The following is a 22,853-nucleotide window of genomic DNA, read 5'->3' on the forward strand; positions in this document are numbered from 1 at the left end:
GGCCGGGGCGTCAGGGGGCCAGCCAGTGGGCCGCCGCCGCGAGCAGCGCCCGTACGCCCGTCTCGATCGTGGGGTCGGGAGCCGGGGCGAAGTGCGGGGAGTGGTTGCCGGGGATCTGCGGGGGGATGCCGTCGCGGACCAGGGACTCCAGGTCGACGCCCTCGTAGAGCCGGTGTTCGGCGCCGCCGACGAACCAGTAGACCGAGGGCACCCCCAGCGTCGTGCCGAAGGCCCCGAAGTCCTCGCTGTTGGGCACCGGTGAGGTCAACTCGAAGGTGAGGCCGGGGAATTCGCCGGCCAGCGCGGCCTGCACGGCCGCCGTCGCGGCGGGGTCGTTGCGGGTGACCGGGAAGGAGTCGATGGGGACGAACTCCGGCTCCCTGGGCGCGGCGGAGGCGGCGGCCTCGGCCCGTACGACCCGCTCGACCGCCGCCAGCACCCGCTCCCGGACGGCCTCCGTGGTGGTCCGTATGTTGATCTTCAGCTCCACGGTGTCCGGGATGATGTTCTCCTTGGTCCCGCCGTGGATCGAGCCGACCGTGACGACGGCCTGCTGGCCCGCGGCCACCTCCCGGGAGACGACCGTCTGGAGCCGCATCACCACGGCCGCGGCCAGCACCACCGGGTCCACGGTGGCCTCCGGCGTGGACCCGTGCCCGCCCCGCCCGAACAGCGTGACCCGCATGCTGTCCGCGCCCGCCATCAGCGCCCCCGCGCGGGTCCCGACCAGTCCGGCCGGCGCGGCCGCCACATGCTGGCCCAGGCACACGTCGGGGCGCGGGAACCGCTCGGCGAAGCCGTCCGCGAGCATCTTCGGCGCCCCGCCCACCTCCTCGGCCGGCTGGAACACGGCGACCACCGTCCCGCGCCAGCCGTCCCGCGCGGCGGCCAGCTGCCCGGTGGCCCCCAGCAGCCAGGCGACATGCATGTCGTGCCCGCACGCGTGCATCACCCCGTCGGTCTTCGAGGCGTACGGCAGCCCGGTCTCCTCCCGGACCGGCAGCGCGTCCATGTCGGCCCGCAGCAGCACGACCGGGCCGTCCCCGTTGGCCAGCACCCCGACCACCCCGGTGCCGCCGACGCCCTCGGTGACCTCCCAGCCCTGCTCCCGCAGCCGCCCCGCGACGACGGCCGCGGTCCGCTCCTCCTCGAAGGACAGCTCCGGATGCGTGTGCAGGTCCTCGTAGAGCGCCCGCAGCTCGGGGAGCCTGTCGCTCAGGCCGGTCAGGAGGGGGCTGGTGGTCATGGTGTCGTCTCCCGGGGGTGGGTGCGTCGCGCGGCTGCCGAGTCATGGATCAGGATCAACCCCGGGACCGGACTTCACGCGGAAACGCAGGAAAACGACGTGAACGGCAGCGGCCTGCCGGATTCCGGTGCCGGCTCCGTTCCCTCCGCCGCGTTCTCCGAACAGGGCCCGGGACGCAGCCCCTGGACGCTCCTTCCACGCCCCGCCGGATGCCCCGGGCGCCGTCTTGCCGCCGTCGGCTTCCGCCGGGGACGATTCCGGCATGTTCGATGGAATCGGCGGAATCGACGGACTCAAGAACCTGGCGGACAAGGCGAAGGACATCGCCGAGGAACACGGTGAGGTGATCGGGACCGGTCTGGAGAAGGCGGGCGACCTGGTCGACGAACGGACCGACGGCAAGTACACCGAGCAGATCGACACCGGGGTCTCCAAGGCCCAGCAGCTGGTGCAGCGCCTGGGCGAACAGGGCGCCGAGAAGCCGTGACGGCCGCCGCTACTCGTCCGTGGTCGGGCGGGTGCGGCCCGGCTCCGGCAACTCGCCCAGCTTGAGCCGGGCGTGCAGGACGTCGCCGATGAACAGGTCGTAGATCAGCACCCCGATCACGCCGCCGACCAGCGGGCCGACGATCGGGATCCACCAGTACCCGCTGAACCACGCCCCGTTCCCCGGGAACGCGTAGCTCTTCCACCCGGCGAGCCAGGTGAGCAGCCGCGGTCCGAAGTCGCGGGCGGGGTTGATGGCGTAGCCGGCGTTCGCGCCGTAGGACATGCCGATGGCGGCGACGGCCAGACCGACGACGAACGGGCCGAGGTTGGACTGCACGGCCGTGTTGCGCAGGTCGATGACCGCGACGACGAACATGACGAGGAAGGCCGTGCCGACGATCTGGTCGATCAGCGGCCCCCAGATCCCGCCGTGGAAGAACGGCGCCGGGAAGGTCGCGAAGATCGAGAAGGTGGCCTCGGTGTGGCCGCCGACCTTGGGCGGCTTCGAGACGGCGTCGAACGCGTTGATCGCATCGTGGTAGACGAGGTAGACGAGGGCGGCTCCGGCGAGCGCGCCGAGCACCTGGGACACCCAGTAGGGCACCACCTTCATCCACGGGAACCTGCGGCGCACGGCGAACGCCAGGGTCACCGCCGGGTTCAGGTGGGCGCCGCTGACGCCGCCGGCCACGTAGATGCCGAAGGTCACGGCCAGGGCCCAGCCCCAGGTGATCAGGAGCCAGTCCCCGGCGGCGAGGAAGATGGTCGTGGGCGTCGCCGCGCGCCCGGACCCGGGCAGCGCCGCGACGGCCATCGCCACGACACCGCACCCGAAGGAAATGAGGACGAACGTCCCCAGGAACTCTGCCAGGCACTCACCGAGCAGGCCTCCACGACTTTTGAGCTTGGAGGGCTTGAGGAGAGGAGATATTTCCACAGCCATCGCTGACCCCTTAGCCATGCCGTCCCCGGCTCCCGGTGAGGAGCAGTCGGGCGAACACCATTTTCGCCTATAGATGATGTTCGCGCAGATCGACCCTTTTGCCCGGAGACACCGGGGTGGCGCGGCGCCCGCCGGTCGGCTCCGGTCAGCTCTCCAGGTCGTCGGCGTAGTGCCGGAACCCGTGCCGGTCGCGGTGCATCCCCCACAACGTGTCCGCGAGCACGGCGGGATCCTTGCGCGCGTGCCCGGCGACGATGGCCCCCGGGATGACCAGCTGCGCCACGTGGATGCCCTCCCCGGCGAGCCGGTCGTGCAGCAGATGCCCGTACGCGCTCTCGGCGGCGAAGGCGATGGAGGTCCCGGCCCGGTCGGGGTGCGGGATGACGGCCGTACCGCCGTTCACGAACAGGATCGTCCCGCGCCCCAGCTCCCGCATCCCCGGCAGCACCTGCTGCACGGCGGCGACCGGCCCGTACACCGAGAACTCGACCGGCCCGAGCAGGTCCGCATGGGTGGTCTCCAGGACCGGCCGCATGAAGTCCCGCTGCGGTACGGGGCTGTACTGGAGGATCTCGACGGTCCCCAGCTCCTCGGCGGCCCGCGCCAGCGCCTGCGCGAGGGCGTGCGGATCCCTGACGTCGGCGGAGAACCCGTGGGCGCGCACGCCCTCCCCGGCGAGCTCCCCGGCCAGCGCCCCGAGCCGCTCCCCGTCCCGCGCGACGAGCGCGACCCCGTACCCCTCCCGCCCGAACCGCCGGGCGACAGCGGCCCCGAGCCCGGGCCCGGCCCCCACGATGGCGATACTGCTCACGACGACTCCCCACGACGGACACGGCACGCTTGCACCTAGGTCCGTACCGCGCGCCCCCCGACTTCACACGTCCGCGCCTTCCTGCCGCCGCCCTGGCAGGATGGCGGCATGGAACGTGTACTTGGAATCGGCGGGTACTTCCTGCGGTCCGCCGACCCGGCGGCCCAGGGCGCCTGGTACCGCGACTGCCTGGGCCTGGACCTCGACGACCACGGCCTGTGGCAGCCGGCGGCCGGGCCGACGGTGTTCGCGGCCTTCGAGTCCGGAACCGACTACTTCGGCTCCCGCACCCAGCAGACCATGCTGAACTTCCGGGTCCGCGACCTGGACGCGATGCTCGCGCAACTCCGCGCCAAGGGAGCGGAGGTGGCCGAGGAGACCCAGGACATGGCAGGCATCGGCCGCTTCGGCTGGGTCACCGACCCCGAGGGCAACCGCATCGAACTGTGGCAGCCGGCCTGACGGCAGAGCACGGCAACGGCACACTGCGGTCATGCGGATCGCGATGGCGCTGATGGCGCTGATGGCGCTGATGCTCGTACTCGGGTCGGGCCTGGCCGTCCGGCATGCCAGGAAGGGCCGGTGGCGGAAAGCCGCCGAGGCCGTTCTTCCCGTCCTCGGCGCGAACCTGATGCTGTTCGGTGGCGTCGAGCGGCACAACACGGTGCTCTTCTGGCTGGGCATCCTGCTGGTCGTGACCGGCCTCGGCATGGAGGGCCTGGCCCTCTGGCGGGCCCGGGGCGCGGAGCGGGAGACGGCGAGCGGGTGACCCCGCCCGGGGTCAGTCCTCCGGGGGCCGGGCCTCGATCAGGCGTTCCGCGATGTCGTCCGCCCAGGTCTGGGCCCAGTGGCGGAGGGCGGTGACCGCCGCGTCGTCGAGGCCGAGTACCGAGAACTCCCGGTCGTCGATCCAGTCCGTGCCGGTCAGGCGGGACTGGAGGTCGGCGAGGTCGAAGGTGTCCCGGGCGTGGCGGTGGCCGAGGTCTTCCAGGTCGGGGAGGGTCCAGCGGTCCGCCGCGGCGTGGACGATCAGGAGGTCGCGGGGCAGGCCGCGGTCGGTCAGCGCCCAGACCCGCATGCCGACCACGTCCTCGAGGGCGAGGGACAGGCCGAGTTCCGTCCGGACCGGTGGGTGCCAGAGGGCCTCCTTGAGGAGGTCGACCTCGCCGTCCTCCTCCGCGACCGCATCGGTGACGACGAGCTGGGCGGAGAGGGGGTCCGTCTCGCGGGCGGCGACCCGCCAGCCGCGTTCCCGGAGGCCCGCCGCGACCGTTTCGGCGATCGTCCGCATGGGCTCCGGGCTCTGCGTGGCCACGTCCACGGTCCGGCCGGGGCGGTCGAACAGACCGTGGGCCTGGGCCGCGTAGTCACCGGTCAGCGCGAGGGGGTACCCGGCGCCCACCGACAGCAGGTCGGGCAGCAGGCGGCGGTGCAGGTGGGTGATGTTCACGCGGCGGCGGCCGAGGGAGGAGCCATGGGGCGATTATCGCCGGTCGGGGGCGCGCGGTGCGACGACTCCGCGCCCGGCACCGGTCAATTCGGTTGACGCACCCGAACCGGCATGGAGAGATGTGCGCGTCATGATCTCGGGGGACCATGGGGGAGAGACCGTGTCGTACCTGGCCGTCAGCCTCGCCGGCGCCGATACGCCCGGCGAGCATCTGCAACTCGCGGCCTTCACGGCGGCGGTGGCCGCCGTCGCGCTGTGGATGGGGCGCCGACAGCGTCGTACCGGACGCACCCTGACCGCCGACGTCTTCGAGCGGACGGGGCTCACGCGGCCACACACCGGACGGGCCCCGGGCACCTCCACCGCGCCGATGCGCATCGGCGACTTCGCCCGCGAGCCGGAACCGCCCACCCGCGCACGGCCGGGCCTCGGCTGTGCCTGGATGGTCTTCGGCGGGATCTTCCTGCTGCCGGCCGTGTTCAACACCGCCGCCGCGGTCCGCGAACTCCTCGGCTGAACGTCACCGGACGGCCCACGCGGCCGGCGTCACAGGTGCCTGCGGCACACTCCGGGCATGGAGCCCACCCAGCCGCCGTCCGCCTGCTGCGCGCCCGCCGCCCCCGCGCGCCCGCCGGTACCGCGGCCCCTGCCCGCCCCCGACGGCACCGCCCTCGAGCGCACCGGCATGGTCGCGCTGCCCGGCGGTGAGTTCCTGATGGGCACCGAGGACGCCGACGGCTTCCCGGCGGACGGGGAGGGTCCGGTACGGACCGTGCGCGTGCCGCCGTTCCGGATCGACGCCTGCGCCGTGCGCAACGACGAGTACGCCGCGTTCGTCGCCGACACCGGCTACGTCACCGACGCCGAACGGCTGGGCTGGTCCTACGTCTTCGCCGGGTTCCTGCCCGCCGCGCTGCGCCGGGGTGCGCCCCGGCCGCCTCAGACGCCCTGGTGGTGTGCGGTCGCGGGGGCCGCCTGGCACGAGCCGGCCGGACCGGGCAGCGGGCTCGACGGACTCGGCGACCATCCCGTCGTCCACGTCTCCTGGTACGACGCCGCCGCCTACGCCTCCTGGGCCGGCAAGCGGCTGCCCACCGAGGCGGAGTGGGAGTACGCGGCCCGGGGCGGTCTGGAGCAGGCCCGTTATCCGTGGGGGGACGAGCTGGACCCGGGCGGGGAGTACCGGTGCAACATCTGGCGCGGCACCTTCCCGACCCGCAACACCGCCGCCGACGGCTACCGGGGCACCGCCCCCGTCGACGCCTTCGCGCCCAACGGATACGGCCTCCACAACACCTCGGGCAACGTGTGGGAGTGGTGCGCCGACCGGTGGAGCACCGGCCCCGCCGGTCCCGTCGACCCCGCCCACGGCGGCGCCCGCGTCATCCGCGGCGGCTCCCACCTGTGCCACGCGTCCTACTGCAACCGCTACCGGGTCGCCGCCCGCACCGCCAACACCCCCGACAGCTCCACCGGCCACACCGGCTTCCGCTGCGCCCGCGACGCGGGGTGAACCGAGGGGCCGGTCCGTGGTCACTCGCCGACGGGACCGATGAACGACCCCGGGTGCGTCGCGCCGTCCTGGAGCACCACGGCACCGCCGTGCCAGGGCAGGTCGAACGACGTGCGCTGGTTCGGCGCGGTGACGACGACCGTGGTCGGTGTGAAATCGCTGGAGTCGCCCTGGGCCGGCACCAGGAAGGTGATCGCGAAGTCGGTGGAGGCGCCGTTCGCCAGGGTGACCCGCTTCGGGGTGGCGTTCGTGCGCGGGAGCGACCACTTCTGACCGCTGTTCACCAGGTCGACGCCCGGGAAGCCGTACATCGTGCAGGAGTGGCCGCTCTTGTTGGTGAACGCCACGACCGCGTGCTTCTGCTGGCCGGTGCCGCTGCCCGAGTCGGCCCAGGAGTAGCCGAGCTGGGAGGCCTGGCAGGCGGGCACCGAGCCGGAGGCGGAGGAACCGCCGGAGGTGGACGAGCCCGAGGTGCTCCCGCTCCCGCTGCTCCCCGTGCTGGAACCGCTGCCGGAGCCACCGGTCGAACCCCCGGTCGAGCCGCCCGTCGAACCGGACGCCGTCGTGGAGTCGCCCGCGGCCGGGGCCGCCGTACCGCCGTCGGCGCTGACGGAGCCGCTCGCGGTGCCGTTGCACGCGGTCAGCAGGGCCAGCAGCGCGGCGGCACCGGTCACGGCGACAGCCGTCTTGCGGACGTTCGTACGGCGGTTGCGAAGCTTCGACATGGTGTTCCCCAGCGGTGGTGATCTCCCCGGCTCTCTGCCGGACACCCCTTTCGATGCGGGCCCGGGAAGGGAAGTTCGGAGATCGCCGTCACGGGCCCGTCGTGGTCGTGTCACGCCCGCTGTTACAAACGCGCCCGCTCACGCCATCCAGAAGAACACCGCGGTCATCCGCTTCTCCTCCAGCGTCTTCCCGGCGTAACCGGTCGCGCTGTGCACCAGGTTGGCGTTGTAGAGGAGCAGCCGGTTGTACTTGTGCGGGACGCGCACGTCTTCCTCGAAGTGGTCGCCGGGCACGAACCGCGTCCCGAGCGCCTCGACGAGGTTGTTGTGCGGGGCCTGGACGATGTTGCCGCCGAGCCGGCCGCCGGGCAGCGACTGGCGGTAGAACGCGGTGCCGCAGTCCTTGGCCACCCCGGGGTTGAGGTACAGCACCGCCGCGTACCGGCACAGCGCCCGCGAGTCGGTGTGCGGGCGCGGCTCGCTCTCGCCCTCGCCGACCACCTGGACGCAGTTGTGGTTGAGGGTGCCGCCGCCGGGCGCCTGCTGCACCCACAGCTTCCCGGCCCCGGTCGCCTTCTTCACCAGCTCTTCCACGACGGCGAGTTCGGCGGGTTCCAGGCCGGGCATGGTGCGCAGTCCGGGCCAGGTCTCCGAGGTGTACGGGTACCCCTGGACCCAGTCGTCCTTGGCCAGGCACCGCTCCCGTACGGCGTCCACGTCCGGGAGGACGTCGTCGAACACCCAGTAGTCGCGGCCCTTGGTGGGCTTGCGGTAGGGCAGGACGGGAAGCGCGGCGGGACCCCGCGGAGCCGCTCCGTTGGGCAGCCGGGGGACTCGGGGGGATGAGTGTGGGGGCATGCCGCGAAGCCTGCCCGCGACTTTGTCATGACCACTATCACCAGGGGAAATCATCACCCTCTCCTGGCCAAGACATGGGGTGGTGGCGACCCGGCAGAGCCGACCCTCACAAGTTCTTTGCCAAATCAAAAGGTTACGGGCGCTTCCCGGTCCGTACTCCCCTGCGAACCGACCCCGCGCCGAGCGGGACCCCCGACCAAGCAGGAGACACCGGTGCGCTTTTCGCGGAACGCGACGGGAACGCTGTTTGTTGGCGGAGCCCTGAGCTTCACCCTCGCGGCCCTCGCCTACCCGAGCATGCTGGGCCTGAACACCGTGTCCAGCGACACCACCCGGGTGATCGCCAACACGCAGTGGGGGCCGCTGACCGAAGGCGACCGGGACTTCGTGGTGAAGGTGCGCGCCGCCGGACTCTGGGAGTACCCGGTGGGTCTGCTCGGTGAGAAGAAGGGCCAGTCCCAGGCCGTGATCACGGCCAGCCAGCACCTGGTCGACGGGCACTCGGCGCTGGACACCACCGACCGCAAGGTCGCCCAGATGCTCAACATCACCATCCCGAACCTGCCGAGCCCGCAGCAGCAGGGCTTCGTCAACACGCTGACCGCGGACTCCGGCAAGCAGTTCGACACCGACTTCGCCAACATCCTGCGCATCACGCACGGCTCGATCTTCAACACGGTGGCGAAGATCCGCTCCACCACCGAGAACACCCTGGTGCGCGCCCTGGCCGACCAGGCCAACGACACGGTCCTCGACCACATCACGGTGATGGAGAAGACCGGTCTCGTCGACTTCGGCACCGTGCTCTTCCAGGAGACGACCCCGCCGAAGCTGCCCGCCGTCGACCTGACCCCGCCGCCGCCGGCCGCGGGCCAGCCCCAGGTGGTGCTCACCCCGCCGCCGAACGCCACCTCCACCCCGGTGGACATCGACGGCATCGCCGGGAGCGGCGGCACGGGAACGGCGACCGGCGGGACGGGTACCGGCACGGGCACCGGAACCGGAACCACCACCGGCGTGAACGTCACCCCGGGCGCCAGCCCCGCCCCCACTGCGGGCTGAGTCGCATCAGGCGCCCAGCCACACCGTGGTGTCGGGCGGGAGCGTGCCGTCATGCGGCAGCGGCACGCTCGTCAGCAGCACTTCGCCCGGCGGCAGCGGTACCGGTGCGTCCGACACGTTCGTGACGCACCGCCAGCCCTCCGTCCGGGCGAAGTGCAGCACGCCCGCGGGCGCCTCGGCCCAGGTCAGCGTCTCGCCGTCCAGCAGCTTGCGGCGCAGCCGCAGGGCGGTGCGGTAGAGCTCAAGGGTGGAACCCGCCGTCCCGGCCTGCGCCTCGACGGCGTACGACCCGAACCACTCCGGCTGCGGCAGCCAGGCACCGCCGGACCCGAAGCCGTACGACGGGCCGCCGGTCGTCCACGGCAACGGCACCCGGCAGCCGTCCCGGCCCTTGCGGGCATGGCCCGTCTGTTCCCAGATCGGGTCCCGCAGGACGGAGCCGGGCAGGTCGGCGACCTCGGGCAGGCCGAGTTCCTCGCCCTGGTAGACGTACGCCGATCCGGGCAGCGCGAGCATGAGCAGGGTGGCGGCGCGGGCGCGCCGGAGTCCCTGGGAGACATCGGCGTGCGGGGTGCGGCCGCCGGACAGCAGCCAGGCGTTCTCGTCCGTTCCGGGTGGCAGCATCAGCCGGGAGGCGTGCCGTACGACGTCGTGGTTGGAGAGCACCCAGGTGGCGGAGGCGCCGGCCGCGCGGGCGGTGGCGAGCGAGCCGGTGATGTCGTCGCGGAGCGCCCCGGCGTCCCAAGGGGTCTGCAAGTACTCGAAGTTGAAGGCCTGGCCGAGTTCGTCCGGGCGGGCGTACAGGGCGCGGCGGGCGCCGGGCACCCAGGCCTCGGCGACGGCGGTGCGGGGCGGGCTGTAGGTGTCGAAGATCTTGCGCCAGTCCCGGTAGATCTCGTGCACCTCGTCGCGGTCCCAGTAGGGGTGGGTGCCGGGCGCCATGCGCTCCAGCGCCTCCTCCCCGGTCGGACCGAACTGCGCCACGTCCCGCAGCGGTTCGGCGAGGTCCTTCACCAGGGCGTGGGCCACGTCGACGCGGAAGCCGTCCACGCCCCGGTCGGACCAGAAGCGCAGGGTGGCGCGGAAGTCGGCGCGGACCTCGTCGTGCGCCCAGTTCAGGTCGGGCTGCTCGGGGGCGAAGAGGTGCAGGTACCACTCGCCGTCCGGGACCCGGCGCCAGGCGCTGCCGCCGAACACCGACTGCCAGTCGGAGGGCGGGAGTTCGCCGTGTTCGCCACGGCCGGCCCGGAAGACGTAGCGGTCCCGGGCCGCCGAGCCGGGACCGGCCAGCAGGGCCTCCCGGAACCAGGGATGCAGGTGCGAGGTGTGGTTCGGGACGATGTCGACGATCACCTTCAGACCCAGCCGGTGCGCCTCGGCGACCATCGCGTCGAAGTCGTCCAGGGTGCCCAGGCGCGGGTCGACGTCCCGGTAGTCGGCGACGTCGTAGCCGCCGTCGGCGAGTTCGGAGGGATAGAAGGGGCTCAGCCACAGGGCGTCCACGCCGAGCGCGCCCAGATGGGACAGCCGCTCGGTGATGCCCCGGAGGTCGCCGAGCCCGTCACCGTCCGCGTCGGCGAAGCTGCGTGGATACACCTGGTAGATCACGGCCTGACGCCACCAGTCGGGATTCCTGGAGGAGAGGTCGACCACGCGCGTTCCTTTCGGGCGGAGAGACACCGTGAAGAAGTCTGTCCATATTGCCGAGAAAGCGAAACTTCACACCGGCCGGAGCGGATCGTTCCTTGTGTGAGGAAGTTGTGATGACCTCCGAACGCCCCTTGCCTGACGGCAGGTTGACAGGGTTCGGCAGGGCCAACCACCATGGGCCGCACACTGTGGCGCATGTGACCATTGGGCCCGGTGTCTCTTCGCTTCCCGTTGCCTTTCCGCCGTCCGCCCGCTGCTCCTGCCGAGCATCGACGGGCCGGCGAGAGATGAGCACCCCACGGATGGGATCTCCATGTCCATAGCCAGACATGTCACCGCACGTCGCCTGCTGGGAACGGGCGTCGCTTCGTTCGCCCTGTGTGCCGCCTCCGTCGCCGGCGCGTCCGGCGCCTGGGCGCACGGCACCCCCGGCGGTGACGGCTGGAAGTCCGGCGGCCACTACAGCCCCGGCACCGGTGCCGGCACGGAGACCGGCACCGACAAGTGCCAGTTCTCGATCGACGGTTCGAACTTCTTCGACTCGGTGAAGGTCGACGACCAGAACCTGAAGGTCACCGACGACGGCAAGGTCCACCTCAAGGTCCGCGCCGCCGGTGGCGCCGCCTCCTGCACCGCCTCGCTCGCCTCGTACATCGCCCACGGTCCCACCTTCGCCACCTCGGGCCAGCAGATCTTCGTCGACTTCGACACGGTGACGGTCAAGCAGGGCCAGACCGACTCCCTCGACATCGCCGTCCCGGACGCCGGCTGCTTCGCGCAGATCGACCTCTACCGGGGCGCGACGAAGTTCGACGGCGACAAGGACGCCAACGACGGCTTCGAGCACGGCGACCTGCCGGCCGGCCCGGACCACACGGTCATCAAGGACAAGCTGATCGCGTCCTGGAACGGCGGCACGAAGGACTGCTCGACGACCGAGTCGTCCTCGCCGTCCCCGTCCACGTCCACCTCGCCCTCCGCCTCCGCGTCGGAGTCCACCCCGGCCACCCCGCCGGCCGCGGAGACCACCACCCCCGCGCCCTCGGAGAGCTCGGCGACCAGCACGGCCGACGCGTCCCCCTCCCCGTCCGAGTCGACGACCTCCCCGGCGTCGGCCCCGAGCACGGACTCCGCAGGTGGCGGCGACCTGGCCCACACCGGCGCCAGCTCCAGCACCGGTTACATCGCCGGCGGCGCGGCCCTGCTGCTCGCCGGCGGCGGTGCGATCGTCGTCGTGTCCCGGCGCCGCAAGGCCACCCGCGCCTGATCCCGTCCGGTACGCGCGTGCGCCCCGGCCGTCCCTGACGACCGGGGCGCACGCCTGCCCCCGAGACCGGCCCGGCCGGCTCACCCGCCGGAGCGGGCGTCGTACCCCGTGACCGCCGGCGGTCACCCTCGACCGGCGACGGTCTCCAGGTACAGCCGCACGTACCGCTCCACGTCCACGTCCAACCCCACGTCCACCAGGGCCTGTTCGCGGGCTTCGCCGTGGATCTCGGCCTCGCCGGGGCGGGGGCGGCGGTCGACGACGGTCTGGCCCCGGGTCGGCCCCGGGGCGAGGGAGACCTCGACCGGAAGGAGCCGGGTGGTCAGACCGGCCGGATCGGCGACGGCGCACACCGCACCCGCGTCCCCGAGCCCGCCGGCGGAATCGTCGCCGTCCGGGTCCGGGGCGGCCGGCCGGTGCGCGAGCAGATCCCCGGCCAGCCGGGCCCCCGGTTCCGCGCTCGTGCGCAGCCGTCGTACCTCCGCGCCCGGCACCACCACCCGCTGGAAGACGTCCAGGCCGTACATGGTGATCGGCACTCCGGCGGTGAGCAGGACGGCGGCCGCCTCGGGGTCGTGCCAGACGTTGAACTCGGCGACCGGGGTGGCGTTCCCGGTGGCGACCGCGCCGCCCATGAACACGATCCGCTCGATGTTCCGGGTCACCTCCGGGTGGGTGCGCAGCAGCAGGGCGATGTTGGTGAGCGGCGCGGTGGGAATCAGGGTGACCGGGCGGGGCGAGCCGAGGATCTCGCGGCGCAGCAGGGTGACGGCGTCGACGTCGGCGGGGCGCCGGGTGGGCGCGGGCAGCCCGAGGTCGCCCATCCCGTCGCTCCCGTGCACATGCCGTGCCGACCGCGCCGCCTCGATCAGCGGCCGCTCGGCACCCCGGGCGACGGGAACGTCCCCGGCCCCGGCCCGCTCCAGCACGGTCAGGGTGTTGCGGACCACCCCGTCCACGTCGGTGTTCCCTGCGACACAGGTCACCGCCCGCAACTCGAGGCCCGGGTGGCGAACGGCGAACAGCAGGGCGAGGGCGTCGTCGACACCGGTGTCGCAGTCGATGATCACGGGAATGGGCTGACCGGTCACAGTGGGGGCTCCTTTCACCGGCCCTGACTCTAGGCCCCCTGTTCCCGGACTCCTCGGCTGCCGGGTCGGGGCCGCTGCGGACCCGGTCTCAGAACAGGCCCTTGTAGCCGGCGAAACCCGCGCTGATCCGGGTGCGGGTGGGGAAGGCGCCCCTGCCGTCGCCGTTCAGGCGGTAGAGCTTGCCGGCGGTGTCGCGGGCGAGGAGATCGGGCCTGCCGTCGCCGTTGACGTCACCGGCACCGACCACCACGTTGTAGGAAGCGCCCCAGCCCGCGGCGAGCTTCACGCGGGTGCCGAAGGTGCCGTTGCCCTTGCCGTAGTAGCGGTAGAGGTTGTTGGCGGTGTCCTGCGCGACCAGGTCGCCGATGCCGTCGCCGTTGAGGTCGCCGGCGCCCACGATCTTCTTGTACGTCTTCCAGTCGGCGTACAGCTTCACGCGGGCGGAGAGGGTGCCGGTGCTGGTGCCCTTGTAGAGGTAGACCGCGCCGGTGGAGGTGTTGCGGGCGATCAGGTCGGGGCGGCCGTCCTTGGTGAGGTCACCGGGCGCGGTCAGGACGTCGTACTGCTTCCAGCCGGTGCCGGAGACCGTCTTGTACGACGTCGTGGGCGTCACCGCCGCACCGCAGGCCGGGCGGTAGTCGCGCAGGGCGTCGCCGACCCGGACCAGGAGGTCGTTGCACCGGTCGCCGTTGAGGTCTCCGAACGGCACCGCCTTGATGCTCGTCGACCAGCCCGAGCCGGTTCTGCCGCTCTCCAGCCCGGCGCTGATGCCGTACAGCCAGTGCAGCCGGCCTGCGGAGTCGAGGGTGACGAGGTCGCCGACGCCGTCGGGGGTGCTGTTGTGGCCGCCGAAGTCGCGGAAGACGGTGGCGCCGCCGGTCACGGTCACCGTGCCGGTGCCGAGGGTGTACGAGGTGCCGGAGCCGTACTGGACCGCCTTCAGGGTCCAGGTCAGCCTGCCGTTGGGGGCGAACGCGCCGGTGCCGGTACGGCCGTTCCACACGGCCGCGACGGTGGTGGCGGAGCCGGGGGCGCCGGTGAGGGTACGGACCGTGCGGCCGGCCGGGTCGGTGACGGTGAGGGTCCAGGACGAGACGGCGGTGTTCGTGGTCCAGGTCGGCAGCCAGACCTGGCTGCCGGAGGTGGTGCCCTTGAGGGCCGCGGTGCCCGGGACCGACTGCTGGGTGACCTTGAGCTGGGGCCAGGCGGTGCGGGCGGCCTCGAGTCCGTAGGACGCGCCGGAGTTGGCCGACCAGTCCCACACCGCGGTGGTGTCGGTGGCGGAGCGCGCCGCGATCTGCCCGTCGACGGCCTGCTCCCCGTAGGGCGGTACCGGACGGGCGGCGGTCCACGCGCCGTCGACGAGCGTGGCCTCCTGGAGCGTGTAGGTGTTGCTGGTCGCGGCCTGCGTCCACAGGACGTGGACCGAGCCGTCCTGGGCGATCGACGCGTCGAAGTGGCCGGGGAAATAGGCCGTGTTGAGCTTGGCCGGTGCGGACCACGCCCCGGTGCTCGGATCGAACGTGGTGGTCCGCAGCCCGACGGTGGCACCGGCCAGGTCGTTCCAGACCAGGGTGATCCGGCCGTCGGCGCCGATCAGCGGCTCGGGGGTCTCCTCGGGGTTTCCGGCGGCGGCCACGGCGGTCCGCGTCTGGCTCCAGTCGGCGCCGGCGTCGGTACGGGTCGCGTACTGGAAGGTGCCGTCCACCTTCCAGAGCAGCACGAGACCGCCGTACGGCGTCGCGGCCAGCGTCGCGGAGGCGCCCACCTTGCCGACCAGCCGCTCGGGGGTCCCCCAGGCATCCGCCCCGGCGGGCCGGCCGACCGTCATCACCCCGCCGATGCCGCCCACGTTCATCGCGTACGACACCACGAGCCCGCCGAGCCCGTCGACCGCGATCTGCGGCCGGTCCAGGGCCGCGGTGGCGGTGTTCGCACCGGCGTACACGGAGACGTTGCTGACCTTGACGGACGCGGACCAGGAGCCGCCCTGCGCCCCCAGCGTGGCGGCGTACACCTCGGGCACGGTGGCGCCGGTGGGTCTGCCGCGCCAGGCGGCGGCGAGCGTGCCGCCGCCGCCCTCGGAGAGGTCGAGCTGGTCGAAGGTGCCGTCCGAGGCGAGCACCGCCGGTGCGGACCAGGCCGTCGTCTGCCCGGCAGCCAGCAGCGCGGCGACGACGCGCTGCACCCCGGTCGAGCCGTCGGTCCACAGCGCGGCGACCGATCCGTCCGCCCGGGCCAGCAGCCGTACCGTTCCCTCCTGGGTGGCGAGCGGGACCGGCGCGGACCAGCTGTCGCTCCCGGCGGCGCGGACGGCCGCGTAGAGGGTGCGCGGCGCGTTGGAGGCGGTCGCCTCGGTCCACACGGCGACGGCGGCGCCGTCCCTGGTGACGACGACGTCCTGGACGTCCGAGCGCCCGCTGCTGAGCGTCACCGAGGCGCTCCACGGCGGCAGGACGGTCGCGGCGGCGGCCGCGACCGGGAACGCGGTGCCCGCGAGGGCGAGCGAGACGGTGACGAGTGCGGTGGCCGTGGCCCGGCGGTGGCGCCGGCGCGACGGCATGGCGGAGCTGCTGCTCATGTGTGTGTTCCCTCCCCGTAGGGGCGTTCGCCCCCCATGCGCAGCTTAGGTTCAGGAGACCGCAGAAAAAATCCTTGATCCGCGGCAATTCCTCACACACAGAGGGCAACTGACCGCACATGAGCACCACAACCCCTGGACTACTCGCCCTCGAAGTAGTGCCCCTCCTCGAGGTCCGCCACCAGCCCGGCCTCCACCGGCTGCCACCCCAGCGACTCCCGGGTCCGTGCGCTCTTCACGGGCGCGTCGAGCGGTATCAGCCCGCCGAAGAACCCGAAGTGCTCGGCGAGCCGCTCCCCCGGGACGCTCTCGACCGCAACCCCCAGCCGCCGCCCGATCACCTCGGCGATGTCCCGCACCGCGACCCCCTCCTCGGCCGCCGCGTGCAGCTCAGCGCCCGCCGGCGCCTTCTCCAGCGCCAGCCGGTAGAGCCGCCCGAGGTCCAGCGTGTGCACGGCGGACCAGCGGTTCGAACCGTCCCCGGCATAGCCGGAGACCCCCGTGGCCCGCGCGATCCGGATCAGGATCGGCAGGAACCCGCTCCGGTCCCGCGCACTGTGCACGACCGGTGGAATCCCGACGAGCACGGCCCGCACCCCCTGCCCGGCCAACTCGCCGAACAGGCGCCCCGTGGCGCCCCGGGGATTGGTGGCGTACGCCGCGCCGAGGTGCTCGTTGCCGTCGCCCTTGCCCATGCCGACCCCCAGCAGGGCCTTGCCGGTCCCGGCGAGCGCCTCGCCGAGGGCCCGCACCACGGTCAGGTCGGTCGCCGCGGCGCCGGCCATGTCCCCGGCGGCCATCGCCGCGTGGTCGAAGGCGAGATGGACGACGGCGTCGGCATCGGCCGCGGCCGCCCGCAGGCCGTCCAGATCCGCCAGGTCACCGCGGCGCACCTCGGCGCCCAGGGCCTTCACGGCGGTCGCGGAGTTCTCGGACCGGGCGAGGCCGACGACCTCGTGCCCCGCGTCGAGGAGTTCGGGAATGACGGCGGAGGCGATGTGACCACCGGCGCCGGTGACGAAGACACGCATGACAGCACTCTCCCCAGGACGGAAGAACAGGTGATGTGACTTGGTACCGTCACCATACCCCTGTGACGGTACCAAGTCACATCACTTAGGCTGTCCCCATGGCCCGATGGGAACCGAACGCGCGACTGCGCCTCGTACAAGCCGCGATCGACCTGTTCGGCGAGCAGGGGTACGACAGCACCACCGTCGCCCAGATCGCCGAGCGGGCCGGGCTGACCAAGACGACCTTCTTCCGGCACTTCCCGGACAAGCGCGAGGTGCTGTTCGCGGGGCAGGAGGAACACGGCCGCCTGCTGACGGAGGGCGCCGCGGCCGCACCCGCCGACGCGACCCCACTGGAGACGGTGGCCGCCGCGCTCGACGCCCTGACCGGCTCCTTCACTCCCGAACAGCGGGGGTTCGGCCCCCGCCTCGCCGCGGTCATCGCGGGCCACGCCGAACTCCGGGAACGCCTGGCCTTCAAGGAGCTCAACCTCGCGGCGGCCCTGACCGACGCCCTCCGCCGGCGCGGGGTGCCCGACCCGACCGCGGGCCTCGCCGCCGAGCTGGGCGTCCGCGCGTTCACCGCGGCCTTCACGCAGTGGATCGCCCCCGCGAACGACCAGCCCTTCCCCACCCTGACCCGCCACCGCCTCACCGAACTCCACCGAGCAGCGACCACCCTCACCTGACCGCCGTCCGGTTCCTGGCCGCCCCCGCCGTCGAAGGGCCGAGGCCCTGTCCTGACCCGGCACGCCGGCCGTCCGCCACGTCGTGGCGGGGACAAGCGGGGACTGTGACGCCGGACCGCGCGGGTGTCACACCTCCGGCGGCCGATGAAGTCCGGCGGCTTCGTGCTCGCCCGGTCGGTCGATGTCAGTGGTCCCTCATACGGTTCTCCCATGGATCACCAACAGTCGTCGCCCCGGCAAGAGGACGACTTCACCGCCCGGGAGGCCGGGCAACGCTCCCGGGCAGGAGACGTGCGAGAGGCGTGGGGCAGGGTCACCGCGTGGCTCGAACGCCACGACCCCGACACTCTCGCCGCGCTCGGCGGCCCCGGGAGCCATGCGGCCATCAGGGAGGCCGAACTGCGCATGGGTCTGGACCTGCCGGCGGAGATGCGGCAGTGGCTGCTGGCGAACGACATCGATGCCGGCAGGCAACCCGGTGCTCATTCCTGCCTGGTGGCGCTGGGGTGCCAGATGGACATCCCCGGCGGCCACATCCTTCTCGGACTGACGGATATTCAGCGGGTCTACCTCAGCCGGATGGGCTTGGAGGAGATGGAGCCGTCCGCCGACCCCGACCATCCGTTCTGGCGTCGTGAGTGGGTGCCCATCGCCGCGGAGAGCGACGGTCTCTACGGGACGTTTCTGGACACGGTCAGCGGAACCATCGGAACCTGGGCCGAGGCATACGGTCCCGAGGAGGGCGTATACGCCTCGCTGGCCGCCTTCTTCCAAGAGACGGCGGACCGACTGGAAGGGATGTCCTCGGGAGACTGGAGCGGCCCCGGCAGGTCCGCCCGCCCCCGGATCCTCGACCCCCGCCCGGAGGACGAGCCGATACGCCTCTGGGCACGCGCCAACGGCTACCTCGTCAATGACCGTGGACGCATCCCCGCGTCCATCCGCGCGGCTTACGAGATGTCACAGAGGTGAGCGTCCGCGCAGGTCCGAGCACCGTCTCATCTTCCGTCCGATGTCAGAGCCCGATGAGAGTGTGTCCGGCATGCAGACACCCATTGCCCCCGACAGCGAGGGTGAGGAGCACGCCGTCATCGCGCACTTCCGGCTTGCCGACGAAGGCTTCGGAGCCGCCGATCAGCGGGCCCTGGTCTACGCAGCAGAGCGCGCGATGGCAGCAGCGACAAAGGAAGCCGACGTCGGAGAGGTCGACGGCAACGAGTTCGGAGGAGGCAAAGCCGTGCTGTACGCCTACGGGCCAGACGCCGATGCCCTCTTCAAGGTCATGGAGCCGACCCTGCGCAGTCTGCCGTTCCGGCCGGCGCACGTGGTGCTCAGGCGGGGCGACCACGAGTCACGCGTGGACCTGTAGGCAGACCCGTTGCGGTACAGCAGCGAACGCCGACTTCACCCACGGGGCGGTGGCGATGCTTCCGGCGCTGCCTCGCCAGGCTCTTGGGCCAGTCGCGCCGTGGCTACGGATTCGGTCGGCCGGCGGATGGTGCGGGTGGCCAGGTAGAGCGACGAGGAAGCCATCAGGGCTGCCATCACGGCGAGCATGACGCGATAGTCCACCACCGCGATCAAAGCCGCTCCGGCGGCGATGGCCGCGGTCTGCGGTACCCCTATCAGCACGTTCAACGCGGCGTCGGTGCGCCCCATCAAAGAGGCGGGCGTGCGCCGTTGGAAGAGGGTCATGACGCCCGCAACGATCAAAGGCAGGCTGGCGCCGACGAGCACGGTGCCCGGCGCGACCGCGAGCAGAGAGGGGACGGCACTCAGCAAGAAGCCCGCGGCAGCGCAGGCCAGGCCGAGCACCACGGTCAGCTCTTCCCCCGTACGCCGCATGAGCACCGCGGCGGCAACCCCGGCCGCTATCGCCCCAGTACCCTGCAACGAACTGAGGACACCGAGGAAGGCCGGCGGGCGGTGCAGTCCCGCATCGACGACAGCAAAGAGCACCGACTCGGAGAAGCCGAAGGCAACAATGGCGAGCACGACGGCGACGGTCGACCGGCGCAGGGCGGGGGAGCCCGCGATGTGACGGAAGCCGGCGGCGATCTGGGCGCCGGCTTCCTTCTCCTGAGGTGGCTGCGGGCGATCCTCCCGCTGCCGGAGCAGGGCAATCAGCAGGGCTGCGAGAGCGAAGGTCGCCGCGTCGCCCACGACCAACGGCCCCAGGCCGAATGCGGACAGCACGCCCGCACCCAGGAGCGGCGCAATCAGCCGCAGGCCCTGCAGCAGGGTCTGCAGCAGGCCGTTGGCATCGCCCAGGTGCTCCGGTGGGATCAACGTCTGGGTGAGTGCGGTCATGGCCGAGCCGGTGACGCCGTTGGCCAGCCCGTACAGGGTCATGACGACGTAGCAGATCCAGACGCCCTGGCGATCGTGCACCAGGAGCAGCGGCAGGACCAGCACCGTCGAGACCAGGTTCATGATGACCAGCAGGGGCCGACGACGTAATCGGTCCACCAGGGCACCGCCCAGGGGCGCGGCCAGAGTGCCGAGGATGAACGCGAAGAAGGTCAGGCCCGCGGCGGAGCTGCTGCCGGTGAGTTCCTTGACGCGGATGCCGAGGGCGACCCACAGGGCGTTGCTCCCAGCCATGTCGATCAACCGGGCAAGGACGAGCAGGCGGACATCGCGGCGGGCAAGGAGGGCACGCATGGTCAGTCCTCCAGCGGGCGCACGGCGTCGGCGGGGAAAGTGAACTGGATCAGCTCCATCGGGATGGCACCCGCCGGGCGCAGCGACGGATCTTCAAGCCGCTCGCGGTAGCGGAAGAGAAGCGCGGTCAGCTCCTCCTGGAAGGACTCGGCTTCCTCAGGGGTGAGGTAGAAGATCGACTCACCAGAACCGGTGATCTTGCTCCAGTGTTCGGGGAAGCCGGACCGCATTGCGCCGATCTTGCGGATCCGCTCCAGCCACAGGTCCCACAGCACGGTGCCGAGCGCAGCAGCGGCAATGCCGGATTCGGGATCGCCCGCGGGATCGGAAGTATCGAAGCTGAAGCCGATGTGGGCACGCCGCCAGGGGCGGCTGCGGCCCGTGCCGCCGCCCGCTTCCTCGACGAAGCCGTACTTCGCCAAGGTGCGCAGATGGAAGGCGCAGTTCGTCGGGGACTCTCGCACCATCCGGGCAGCCTCGGTCGCGGTCAACGGCTCGCGCCGGCCCAGAGCTTCGAGCAGAGCGAGGCGGGTGGGGTGTGCGACGGCCCGCATGGCCTTGGGGTCGGTGAGCTTGCGATGCTCACGTGAAGCAACGCTCTCAGCTTCGAAAGACATGTTTCGAGACTCTACGCTCGAAACACATCTTTCGAAGGGGGTTTCGTTGTCCTGCCCCGCCGCCGGAAGGTCGAGCGCACGATCGGCTGTACGTGTCCGGCGCCCGCTCAGGGGTGATTCACAGCTGTCGGTCACGACCTCGACCGGACGGCGTGGCCGGGGACCACACGCCGAACCACTGCTCGGCGCCGTAGTCCTCGAACCGCGCCACCTCGGTGAATCCCAGCTTCGCCGCGAGGCGCATCGAGCGGATGTTGGCGGTCTGGGTGGTGAGCACCACCGGCTCGCCGGGAAGCGCACCGGCAAACCAGTCGAGTGCGGCTGTGCACGCCTCGGCGGCGTACCCGTGCCCCCACGCCTCCGGCAGGAACATGTAGCCGAGTTCGGCCTCCCCGCCCTCCGGACGGACGTGGCCCGGACGTTCCGGGCCGCGCCGATCGAGCAGCTGGACGAAACCGATCATCGCCCCGTCGAGCTCGACCACGAAAAAGCCAGGACGCCGCCCGGGCACCTCAGACACCGTGCGCTCGAGTTCGTCACGCGGTCGAGCGCCACCGACATAGGTGCCCACCTCCGGCGAGGCGGACAGCTCGATGCACGCCGCCCGGTCCCGCGCCTCGGACTCACGGAGCACAAGCCGCTCGGTCTTGATCGGAGCAGGCGGCCAGGCGACGGGAACAGGCTCGGTCATGGCGGGCAAGCTATCGCACGCCCGCTGGGCAGGAGCCTCAGATTCCCGATCGCGGTGTTCCAGGAAGTGGTGAAGGCCTACTCGGTACGTGCCGTGGTCACCCTCCGTGGAAGCGCTGGAGTTACGGCAGCTCGGCGATGAACCGGTCGAGCAGGGTGGTGAGTTCGGCCGGGGTCTCCTCCTGGGGGGTGTGGCCGGCGTCGGGGATGAGCTGGACGGCGGTGCGCCACAGGGTGGGGGCGTGGAGTTTGTTGAGGTAGGCGAGGTTGACGAACTGTTCGGCCGCGCCGTGCAGGATCGCCAGCGGCTTGTCGAGGGTCGCGACGATCTCGACCTCGTCGGCGGTCGCCCCGGCGAGGCTGGCGCCCAGGTCGCTGCGGGCGGTGCCGTCCGTGGCCAGGATGTCGGCGACCAGGTCCGCGGTCGAGAGGGGGGAGCCGGGGGCGTAGAAGGACTGGGCATAGGTGCGGGCGCTGTCCTCGTCCACGTCCGCCGTGAAGCCGACCTGCATCGCCGGGTTCGGGAGGAACGCCTCGGCCAGGTCGGCGGGGCCGCTGATGGGCGGGGTGCCGAACACCACGTAGCCGGCCGCGTCCGGGAGTTGGGCGGAGGCCTCCAGGGCGATGTGGCCGCCGAGGCTCCATCCGACGATCACGGCGTCCGGTACGTCCAGCGCGTCGACGAACCCGGAGAGCACGGCGGCGTAGCCGGGCACCGAGTAGACGCCCGACCCGGGCTCCGCCGCCGGGGACGCCCCGTGTCCGGGCAGGTCGAGGGCCAGGCAGCGGTGGCGCCGGCCGAACTCGCCGTCCAGGAGGTGACGCCAGGTCCTGGAGGACGAGGAGTTCCCGTGGACCAGCACGACCGGGCGCCCCTGCCCGGGACTGCGGCGGTAGGCGATCTCTCGCCCCGATACACGCACGAATTCGTGAGCCATCATCTCTCCTGCACACTCTGGGCTGCGGATGGGTGGAGACGGTCGCCGGCGGGCGGTGGTGGCGGGGCGTGTGATCGTCGCGGCGCGGCATGTGCCGGCCGGGGGCTGGACGTGGGCACGCGGGGCCCAACCGGGCCGTCCGATCGTAGGCGACCAGCGCTGGAAGCAGGTAGGCGGCAGAGGGGAGCGGCCCGGCCGTGGGCAGTCGCTCGCGCGCGGCCCTGGCGCCCTGCCCGGACGTCACGGCCAAGTCCGGCCGGGTACCGGCGACTTGGTGCCTGTACCAGGACTTCGGGTCACCGGTGCCGCCGGCAGCCGGGCGGACCTCGCCGCCCACCGGGCCAGGAGCCCGGCGGAGGAGTACGGGCCGTCTCCCACGGCATGGGCGCCTTCACGCCGTTCGCCTTCTCGGCCAGGGTCTGGGCAGCGCCGCCGGGATCATGCCGATCGCGGCCGCCCAGCGCTTAGCGTAGGGCGGGGTGTTGCCGACGCCGTCCGTGGTGGTCAGGGCTCCCTGGGGTGCCGTGGACGACATGACCGCTTCACATGCTCCTCG

25 protein-coding genes are annotated in these 22,853 nt (G+C 72.1%); 10 read left to right on the plus strand and 15 right to left on the minus strand.

Annotated features, from left to right (window positions below; all coding sequences use genetic code 11):
- Positions 1 to 10: 10 nt before the first annotated feature.
- On the minus strand, positions 11 to 1,246 hold the full coding sequence (locus tag ACWGKQ_RS02325; protein WP_453289957.1) for an amidohydrolase: 1,236 nt from the start codon (positions 1,244 to 1,246) through the stop codon (positions 11 to 13).
- A gap of 262 nt (positions 1,247 to 1,508) precedes the next feature.
- On the opposite strand from ACWGKQ_RS02325, the gene ACWGKQ_RS02330 reads away from it, so the two are divergent.
- Positions 1,509 to 1,733 (plus strand): antitoxin, encoded by a 225-nt coding sequence (locus tag ACWGKQ_RS02330; protein ID WP_453289958.1) that lies wholly within the window; start codon positions 1,509 to 1,511, stop codon positions 1,731 to 1,733.
- Between the two features lie 9 nt (positions 1,734 to 1,742).
- Here ACWGKQ_RS02330 and ACWGKQ_RS02335 read toward each other — a convergent pair whose 3' ends face one another.
- Entirely contained in the window at positions 1,743 to 2,678 is a 936-nt protein-coding gene (locus tag ACWGKQ_RS02335; protein WP_453289959.1) for an MIP/aquaporin family protein, read from the minus strand.
- Positions 2,679 to 2,823: 145 nt separating this feature from the next.
- Entirely contained in the window at positions 2,824 to 3,489 is a 666-nt protein-coding gene (locus ACWGKQ_RS02340; protein WP_453289960.1) for an SDR family NAD(P)-dependent oxidoreductase, read from the minus strand.
- A gap of 108 nt (positions 3,490 to 3,597) precedes the next feature.
- On the opposite strand from ACWGKQ_RS02340, the gene ACWGKQ_RS02345 reads away from it, so the two are divergent.
- Entirely contained in the window at positions 3,598 to 3,951 is a 354-nt protein-coding gene (locus ACWGKQ_RS02345) for a VOC family protein (protein WP_453289961.1), read from the plus strand.
- Between the two features lie 31 nt (positions 3,952 to 3,982).
- Positions 3,983 to 4,258, plus strand: coding sequence for a hypothetical protein (locus ACWGKQ_RS02350; RefSeq protein ID WP_453289962.1), 276 nt, complete (start codon positions 3,983 to 3,985; stop codon positions 4,256 to 4,258).
- Between the two features lie 12 nt (positions 4,259 to 4,270).
- On the opposite strand, the gene ACWGKQ_RS02355 is transcribed toward ACWGKQ_RS02350, so the two are convergent.
- Positions 4,271 to 4,939, minus strand: coding sequence for a hypothetical protein (locus ACWGKQ_RS02355; protein ID WP_453289963.1), 669 nt, complete (start codon positions 4,937 to 4,939; stop codon positions 4,271 to 4,273).
- 160 nt (positions 4,940 to 5,099) lie between these two features.
- Between ACWGKQ_RS02355 and ACWGKQ_RS02360 the strand changes: the two genes are divergently transcribed.
- Positions 5,100 to 5,456: a hypothetical protein gene (locus tag ACWGKQ_RS02360; RefSeq protein ID WP_453289964.1), complete on the plus strand. Its 357-nt coding sequence runs from the start codon at positions 5,100 to 5,102 to the stop codon at positions 5,454 to 5,456.
- 57 nt (positions 5,457 to 5,513) lie between these two features.
- Entirely contained in the window at positions 5,514 to 6,452 is a 939-nt protein-coding gene (locus ACWGKQ_RS02365; protein WP_453289965.1) for a formylglycine-generating enzyme family protein, read from the plus strand.
- Positions 6,453 to 6,472: 20 nt separating this feature from the next.
- On the opposite strand, the gene ACWGKQ_RS02370 is transcribed toward ACWGKQ_RS02365, so the two are convergent.
- Complete coding sequence (locus tag ACWGKQ_RS02370; protein WP_453289966.1) at positions 6,473 to 7,177, minus strand: DUF4232 domain-containing protein; 705 nt, start codon at positions 7,175 to 7,177, stop codon at positions 6,473 to 6,475.
- A gap of 138 nt (positions 7,178 to 7,315) precedes the next feature.
- Positions 7,316 to 8,035: a DUF6445 family protein gene (locus tag ACWGKQ_RS02375; protein WP_453289967.1), complete on the minus strand. Its 720-nt coding sequence runs from the start codon at positions 8,033 to 8,035 to the stop codon at positions 7,316 to 7,318.
- Positions 8,036 to 8,248: 213 nt separating this feature from the next.
- Here ACWGKQ_RS02375 and ACWGKQ_RS02380 point away from each other — a divergent pair, with 213 nt between their 5' ends.
- On the plus strand, positions 8,249 to 9,097 hold the full coding sequence (locus ACWGKQ_RS02380) for a DUF4142 domain-containing protein (protein WP_453289968.1): 849 nt from the start codon (positions 8,249 to 8,251) through the stop codon (positions 9,095 to 9,097).
- Positions 9,098 to 9,103: 6 nt separating this feature from the next.
- Here ACWGKQ_RS02380 and ACWGKQ_RS02385 read toward each other — a convergent pair whose 3' ends face one another.
- Positions 9,104 to 10,750 (minus strand): glycoside hydrolase family 13 protein, encoded by a 1,647-nt coding sequence (locus tag ACWGKQ_RS02385; protein WP_453289969.1) that lies wholly within the window; start codon positions 10,748 to 10,750, stop codon positions 9,104 to 9,106.
- Positions 10,751 to 11,060: 310 nt separating this feature from the next.
- Here ACWGKQ_RS02385 and ACWGKQ_RS02390 point away from each other — a divergent pair, with 310 nt between their 5' ends.
- Positions 11,061 to 12,014 (plus strand): LAETG motif-containing sortase-dependent surface protein, encoded by a 954-nt coding sequence (locus ACWGKQ_RS02390; RefSeq protein WP_453289970.1) that lies wholly within the window; start codon positions 11,061 to 11,063, stop codon positions 12,012 to 12,014.
- A gap of 122 nt (positions 12,015 to 12,136) precedes the next feature.
- Here ACWGKQ_RS02390 and ACWGKQ_RS02395 read toward each other — a convergent pair whose 3' ends face one another.
- The 3 genes from ACWGKQ_RS02395 to ACWGKQ_RS02405 all read right to left on the minus strand — a co-directional run bounded on the left by ACWGKQ_RS02395 (position 12,137) and on the right by ACWGKQ_RS02405 (position 16,717).
- A complete protein-coding gene (locus ACWGKQ_RS02395) occupies positions 12,137 to 13,105 on the minus strand; it encodes a nucleoside hydrolase (RefSeq protein ID WP_453289971.1) in 969 nt (322 codons plus the stop codon).
- Positions 13,106 to 13,193: 88 nt separating this feature from the next.
- Positions 13,194 to 15,686 (minus strand): FG-GAP-like repeat-containing protein, encoded by a 2,493-nt coding sequence (locus ACWGKQ_RS02400; protein WP_453289972.1) that lies wholly within the window; start codon positions 15,684 to 15,686, stop codon positions 13,194 to 13,196.
- Between the two features lie 140 nt (positions 15,687 to 15,826).
- Positions 15,827 to 16,717: an SDR family oxidoreductase gene (locus ACWGKQ_RS02405; RefSeq protein WP_453289973.1), complete on the minus strand. Its 891-nt coding sequence runs from the start codon at positions 16,715 to 16,717 to the stop codon at positions 15,827 to 15,829.
- A gap of 98 nt (positions 16,718 to 16,815) precedes the next feature.
- Between ACWGKQ_RS02405 and ACWGKQ_RS02410 the strand changes: the two genes are divergently transcribed.
- From ACWGKQ_RS02410 to ACWGKQ_RS02420, 3 genes are all read left to right on the plus strand, one after another.
- Complete coding sequence (locus ACWGKQ_RS02410; RefSeq protein WP_453289974.1) at positions 16,816 to 17,388, plus strand: TetR/AcrR family transcriptional regulator; 573 nt, start codon at positions 16,816 to 16,818, stop codon at positions 17,386 to 17,388.
- Positions 17,389 to 17,598: 210 nt separating this feature from the next.
- Positions 17,599 to 18,360 (plus strand): Lsr2 family DNA-binding protein, encoded by a 762-nt coding sequence (locus ACWGKQ_RS02415; protein ID WP_453289975.1) that lies wholly within the window; start codon positions 17,599 to 17,601, stop codon positions 18,358 to 18,360.
- A gap of 70 nt (positions 18,361 to 18,430) precedes the next feature.
- The gene (locus ACWGKQ_RS02420) at positions 18,431 to 18,757 is read left to right on the plus strand and encodes a hypothetical protein (RefSeq protein ID WP_453289976.1); all 327 of its coding nucleotides are present in this window, start codon (positions 18,431 to 18,433) and stop codon (positions 18,755 to 18,757) included.
- Between the two features lie 35 nt (positions 18,758 to 18,792).
- On the opposite strand, the gene ACWGKQ_RS02425 is transcribed toward ACWGKQ_RS02420, so the two are convergent.
- From ACWGKQ_RS02425 to ACWGKQ_RS02445, 5 genes are all read right to left on the minus strand, one after another.
- Entirely contained in the window at positions 18,793 to 20,052 is a 1,260-nt protein-coding gene (locus ACWGKQ_RS02425; protein WP_453289977.1) for an MFS transporter, read from the minus strand.
- A gap of 2 nt (positions 20,053 to 20,054) precedes the next feature.
- Entirely contained in the window at positions 20,055 to 20,804 is a 750-nt protein-coding gene (locus tag ACWGKQ_RS02430) for a winged helix-turn-helix domain-containing protein (RefSeq protein WP_453289978.1), read from the minus strand.
- Positions 20,788 to 21,360: a GNAT family N-acetyltransferase gene (locus tag ACWGKQ_RS02435; protein ID WP_453289979.1), complete on the minus strand. Its 573-nt coding sequence runs from the start codon at positions 21,358 to 21,360 to the stop codon at positions 20,788 to 20,790. The genes ACWGKQ_RS02430 and ACWGKQ_RS02435 overlap by 17 nt, the downstream gene beginning before the upstream one ends.
- 121 nt (positions 21,361 to 21,481) lie before the next feature.
- Complete coding sequence (locus ACWGKQ_RS02440; RefSeq protein WP_453289980.1) at positions 21,482 to 22,297, minus strand: alpha/beta fold hydrolase; 816 nt, start codon at positions 22,295 to 22,297, stop codon at positions 21,482 to 21,484.
- Between the two features lie 391 nt (positions 22,298 to 22,688).
- On the minus strand, positions 22,689 to 22,832 hold the full coding sequence (locus ACWGKQ_RS02445; RefSeq protein WP_453289981.1) for a hypothetical protein: 144 nt from the start codon (positions 22,830 to 22,832) through the stop codon (positions 22,689 to 22,691).
- Positions 22,833 to 22,853 lie beyond the last annotated feature (21 nt).

This window comes from Streptomyces sp. NPDC054770 (assembly GCF_053611985.1).

Coding starts and splice junctions, on each gene's coding strand:
- ACWGKQ_RS02365 (WP_453289965.1), top strand. CDS start 5,514: ATGGAGCCCACCCAGCCGCCGTCCGCCTGCTGCGCGCCCGCCGCCCCC.
- ACWGKQ_RS02445 (WP_453289981.1), bottom strand. CDS start 22,832: ATGTCGTCCACGGCACCCCAGGGAGCCCTGACCACCACGGACGGCGTC.
- ACWGKQ_RS02435 (WP_453289979.1), bottom strand. CDS start 21,360: ATGACCGAGCCTGTTCCCGTCGCCTGGCCGCCTGCTCCGATCAAGACC.
- ACWGKQ_RS02325 (WP_453289957.1), bottom strand. CDS start 1,246: ATGACCACCAGCCCCCTCCTGACCGGCCTGAGCGACAGGCTCCCCGAG.
- ACWGKQ_RS02370 (WP_453289966.1), bottom strand. CDS start 7,177: ATGTCGAAGCTTCGCAACCGCCGTACGAACGTCCGCAAGACGGCTGTC.
- ACWGKQ_RS02415 (WP_453289975.1), top strand. CDS start 17,599: ATGGATCACCAACAGTCGTCGCCCCGGCAAGAGGACGACTTCACCGCC.
- ACWGKQ_RS02405 (WP_453289973.1), bottom strand. CDS start 16,717: ATGCGTGTCTTCGTCACCGGCGCCGGTGGTCACATCGCCTCCGCCGTC.
- ACWGKQ_RS02440 (WP_453289980.1), bottom strand. CDS start 22,297: ATGGCTCACGAATTCGTGCGTGTATCGGGGCGAGAGATCGCCTACCGC.
- ACWGKQ_RS02335 (WP_453289959.1), bottom strand. CDS start 2,678: ATGGCTGTGGAAATATCTCCTCTCCTCAAGCCCTCCAAGCTCAAAAGT.
- ACWGKQ_RS02410 (WP_453289974.1), top strand. CDS start 16,816: ATGGCCCGATGGGAACCGAACGCGCGACTGCGCCTCGTACAAGCCGCG.
- ACWGKQ_RS02345 (WP_453289961.1), top strand. CDS start 3,598: ATGGAACGTGTACTTGGAATCGGCGGGTACTTCCTGCGGTCCGCCGAC.
- ACWGKQ_RS02350 (WP_453289962.1), top strand. CDS start 3,983: ATGCGGATCGCGATGGCGCTGATGGCGCTGATGGCGCTGATGCTCGTA.
- ACWGKQ_RS02375 (WP_453289967.1), bottom strand. CDS start 8,035: ATGCCCCCACACTCATCCCCCCGAGTCCCCCGGCTGCCCAACGGAGCG.
- ACWGKQ_RS02425 (WP_453289977.1), bottom strand. CDS start 20,052: ATGCGTGCCCTCCTTGCCCGCCGCGATGTCCGCCTGCTCGTCCTTGCC.
- ACWGKQ_RS02400 (WP_453289972.1), bottom strand. CDS start 15,686: ATGAGCAGCAGCTCCGCCATGCCGTCGCGCCGGCGCCACCGCCGGGCC.
- ACWGKQ_RS02390 (WP_453289970.1), top strand. CDS start 11,061: ATGTCCATAGCCAGACATGTCACCGCACGTCGCCTGCTGGGAACGGGC.
- ACWGKQ_RS02420 (WP_453289976.1), top strand. CDS start 18,431: ATGCAGACACCCATTGCCCCCGACAGCGAGGGTGAGGAGCACGCCGTC.
- ACWGKQ_RS02330 (WP_453289958.1), top strand. CDS start 1,509: ATGTTCGATGGAATCGGCGGAATCGACGGACTCAAGAACCTGGCGGAC.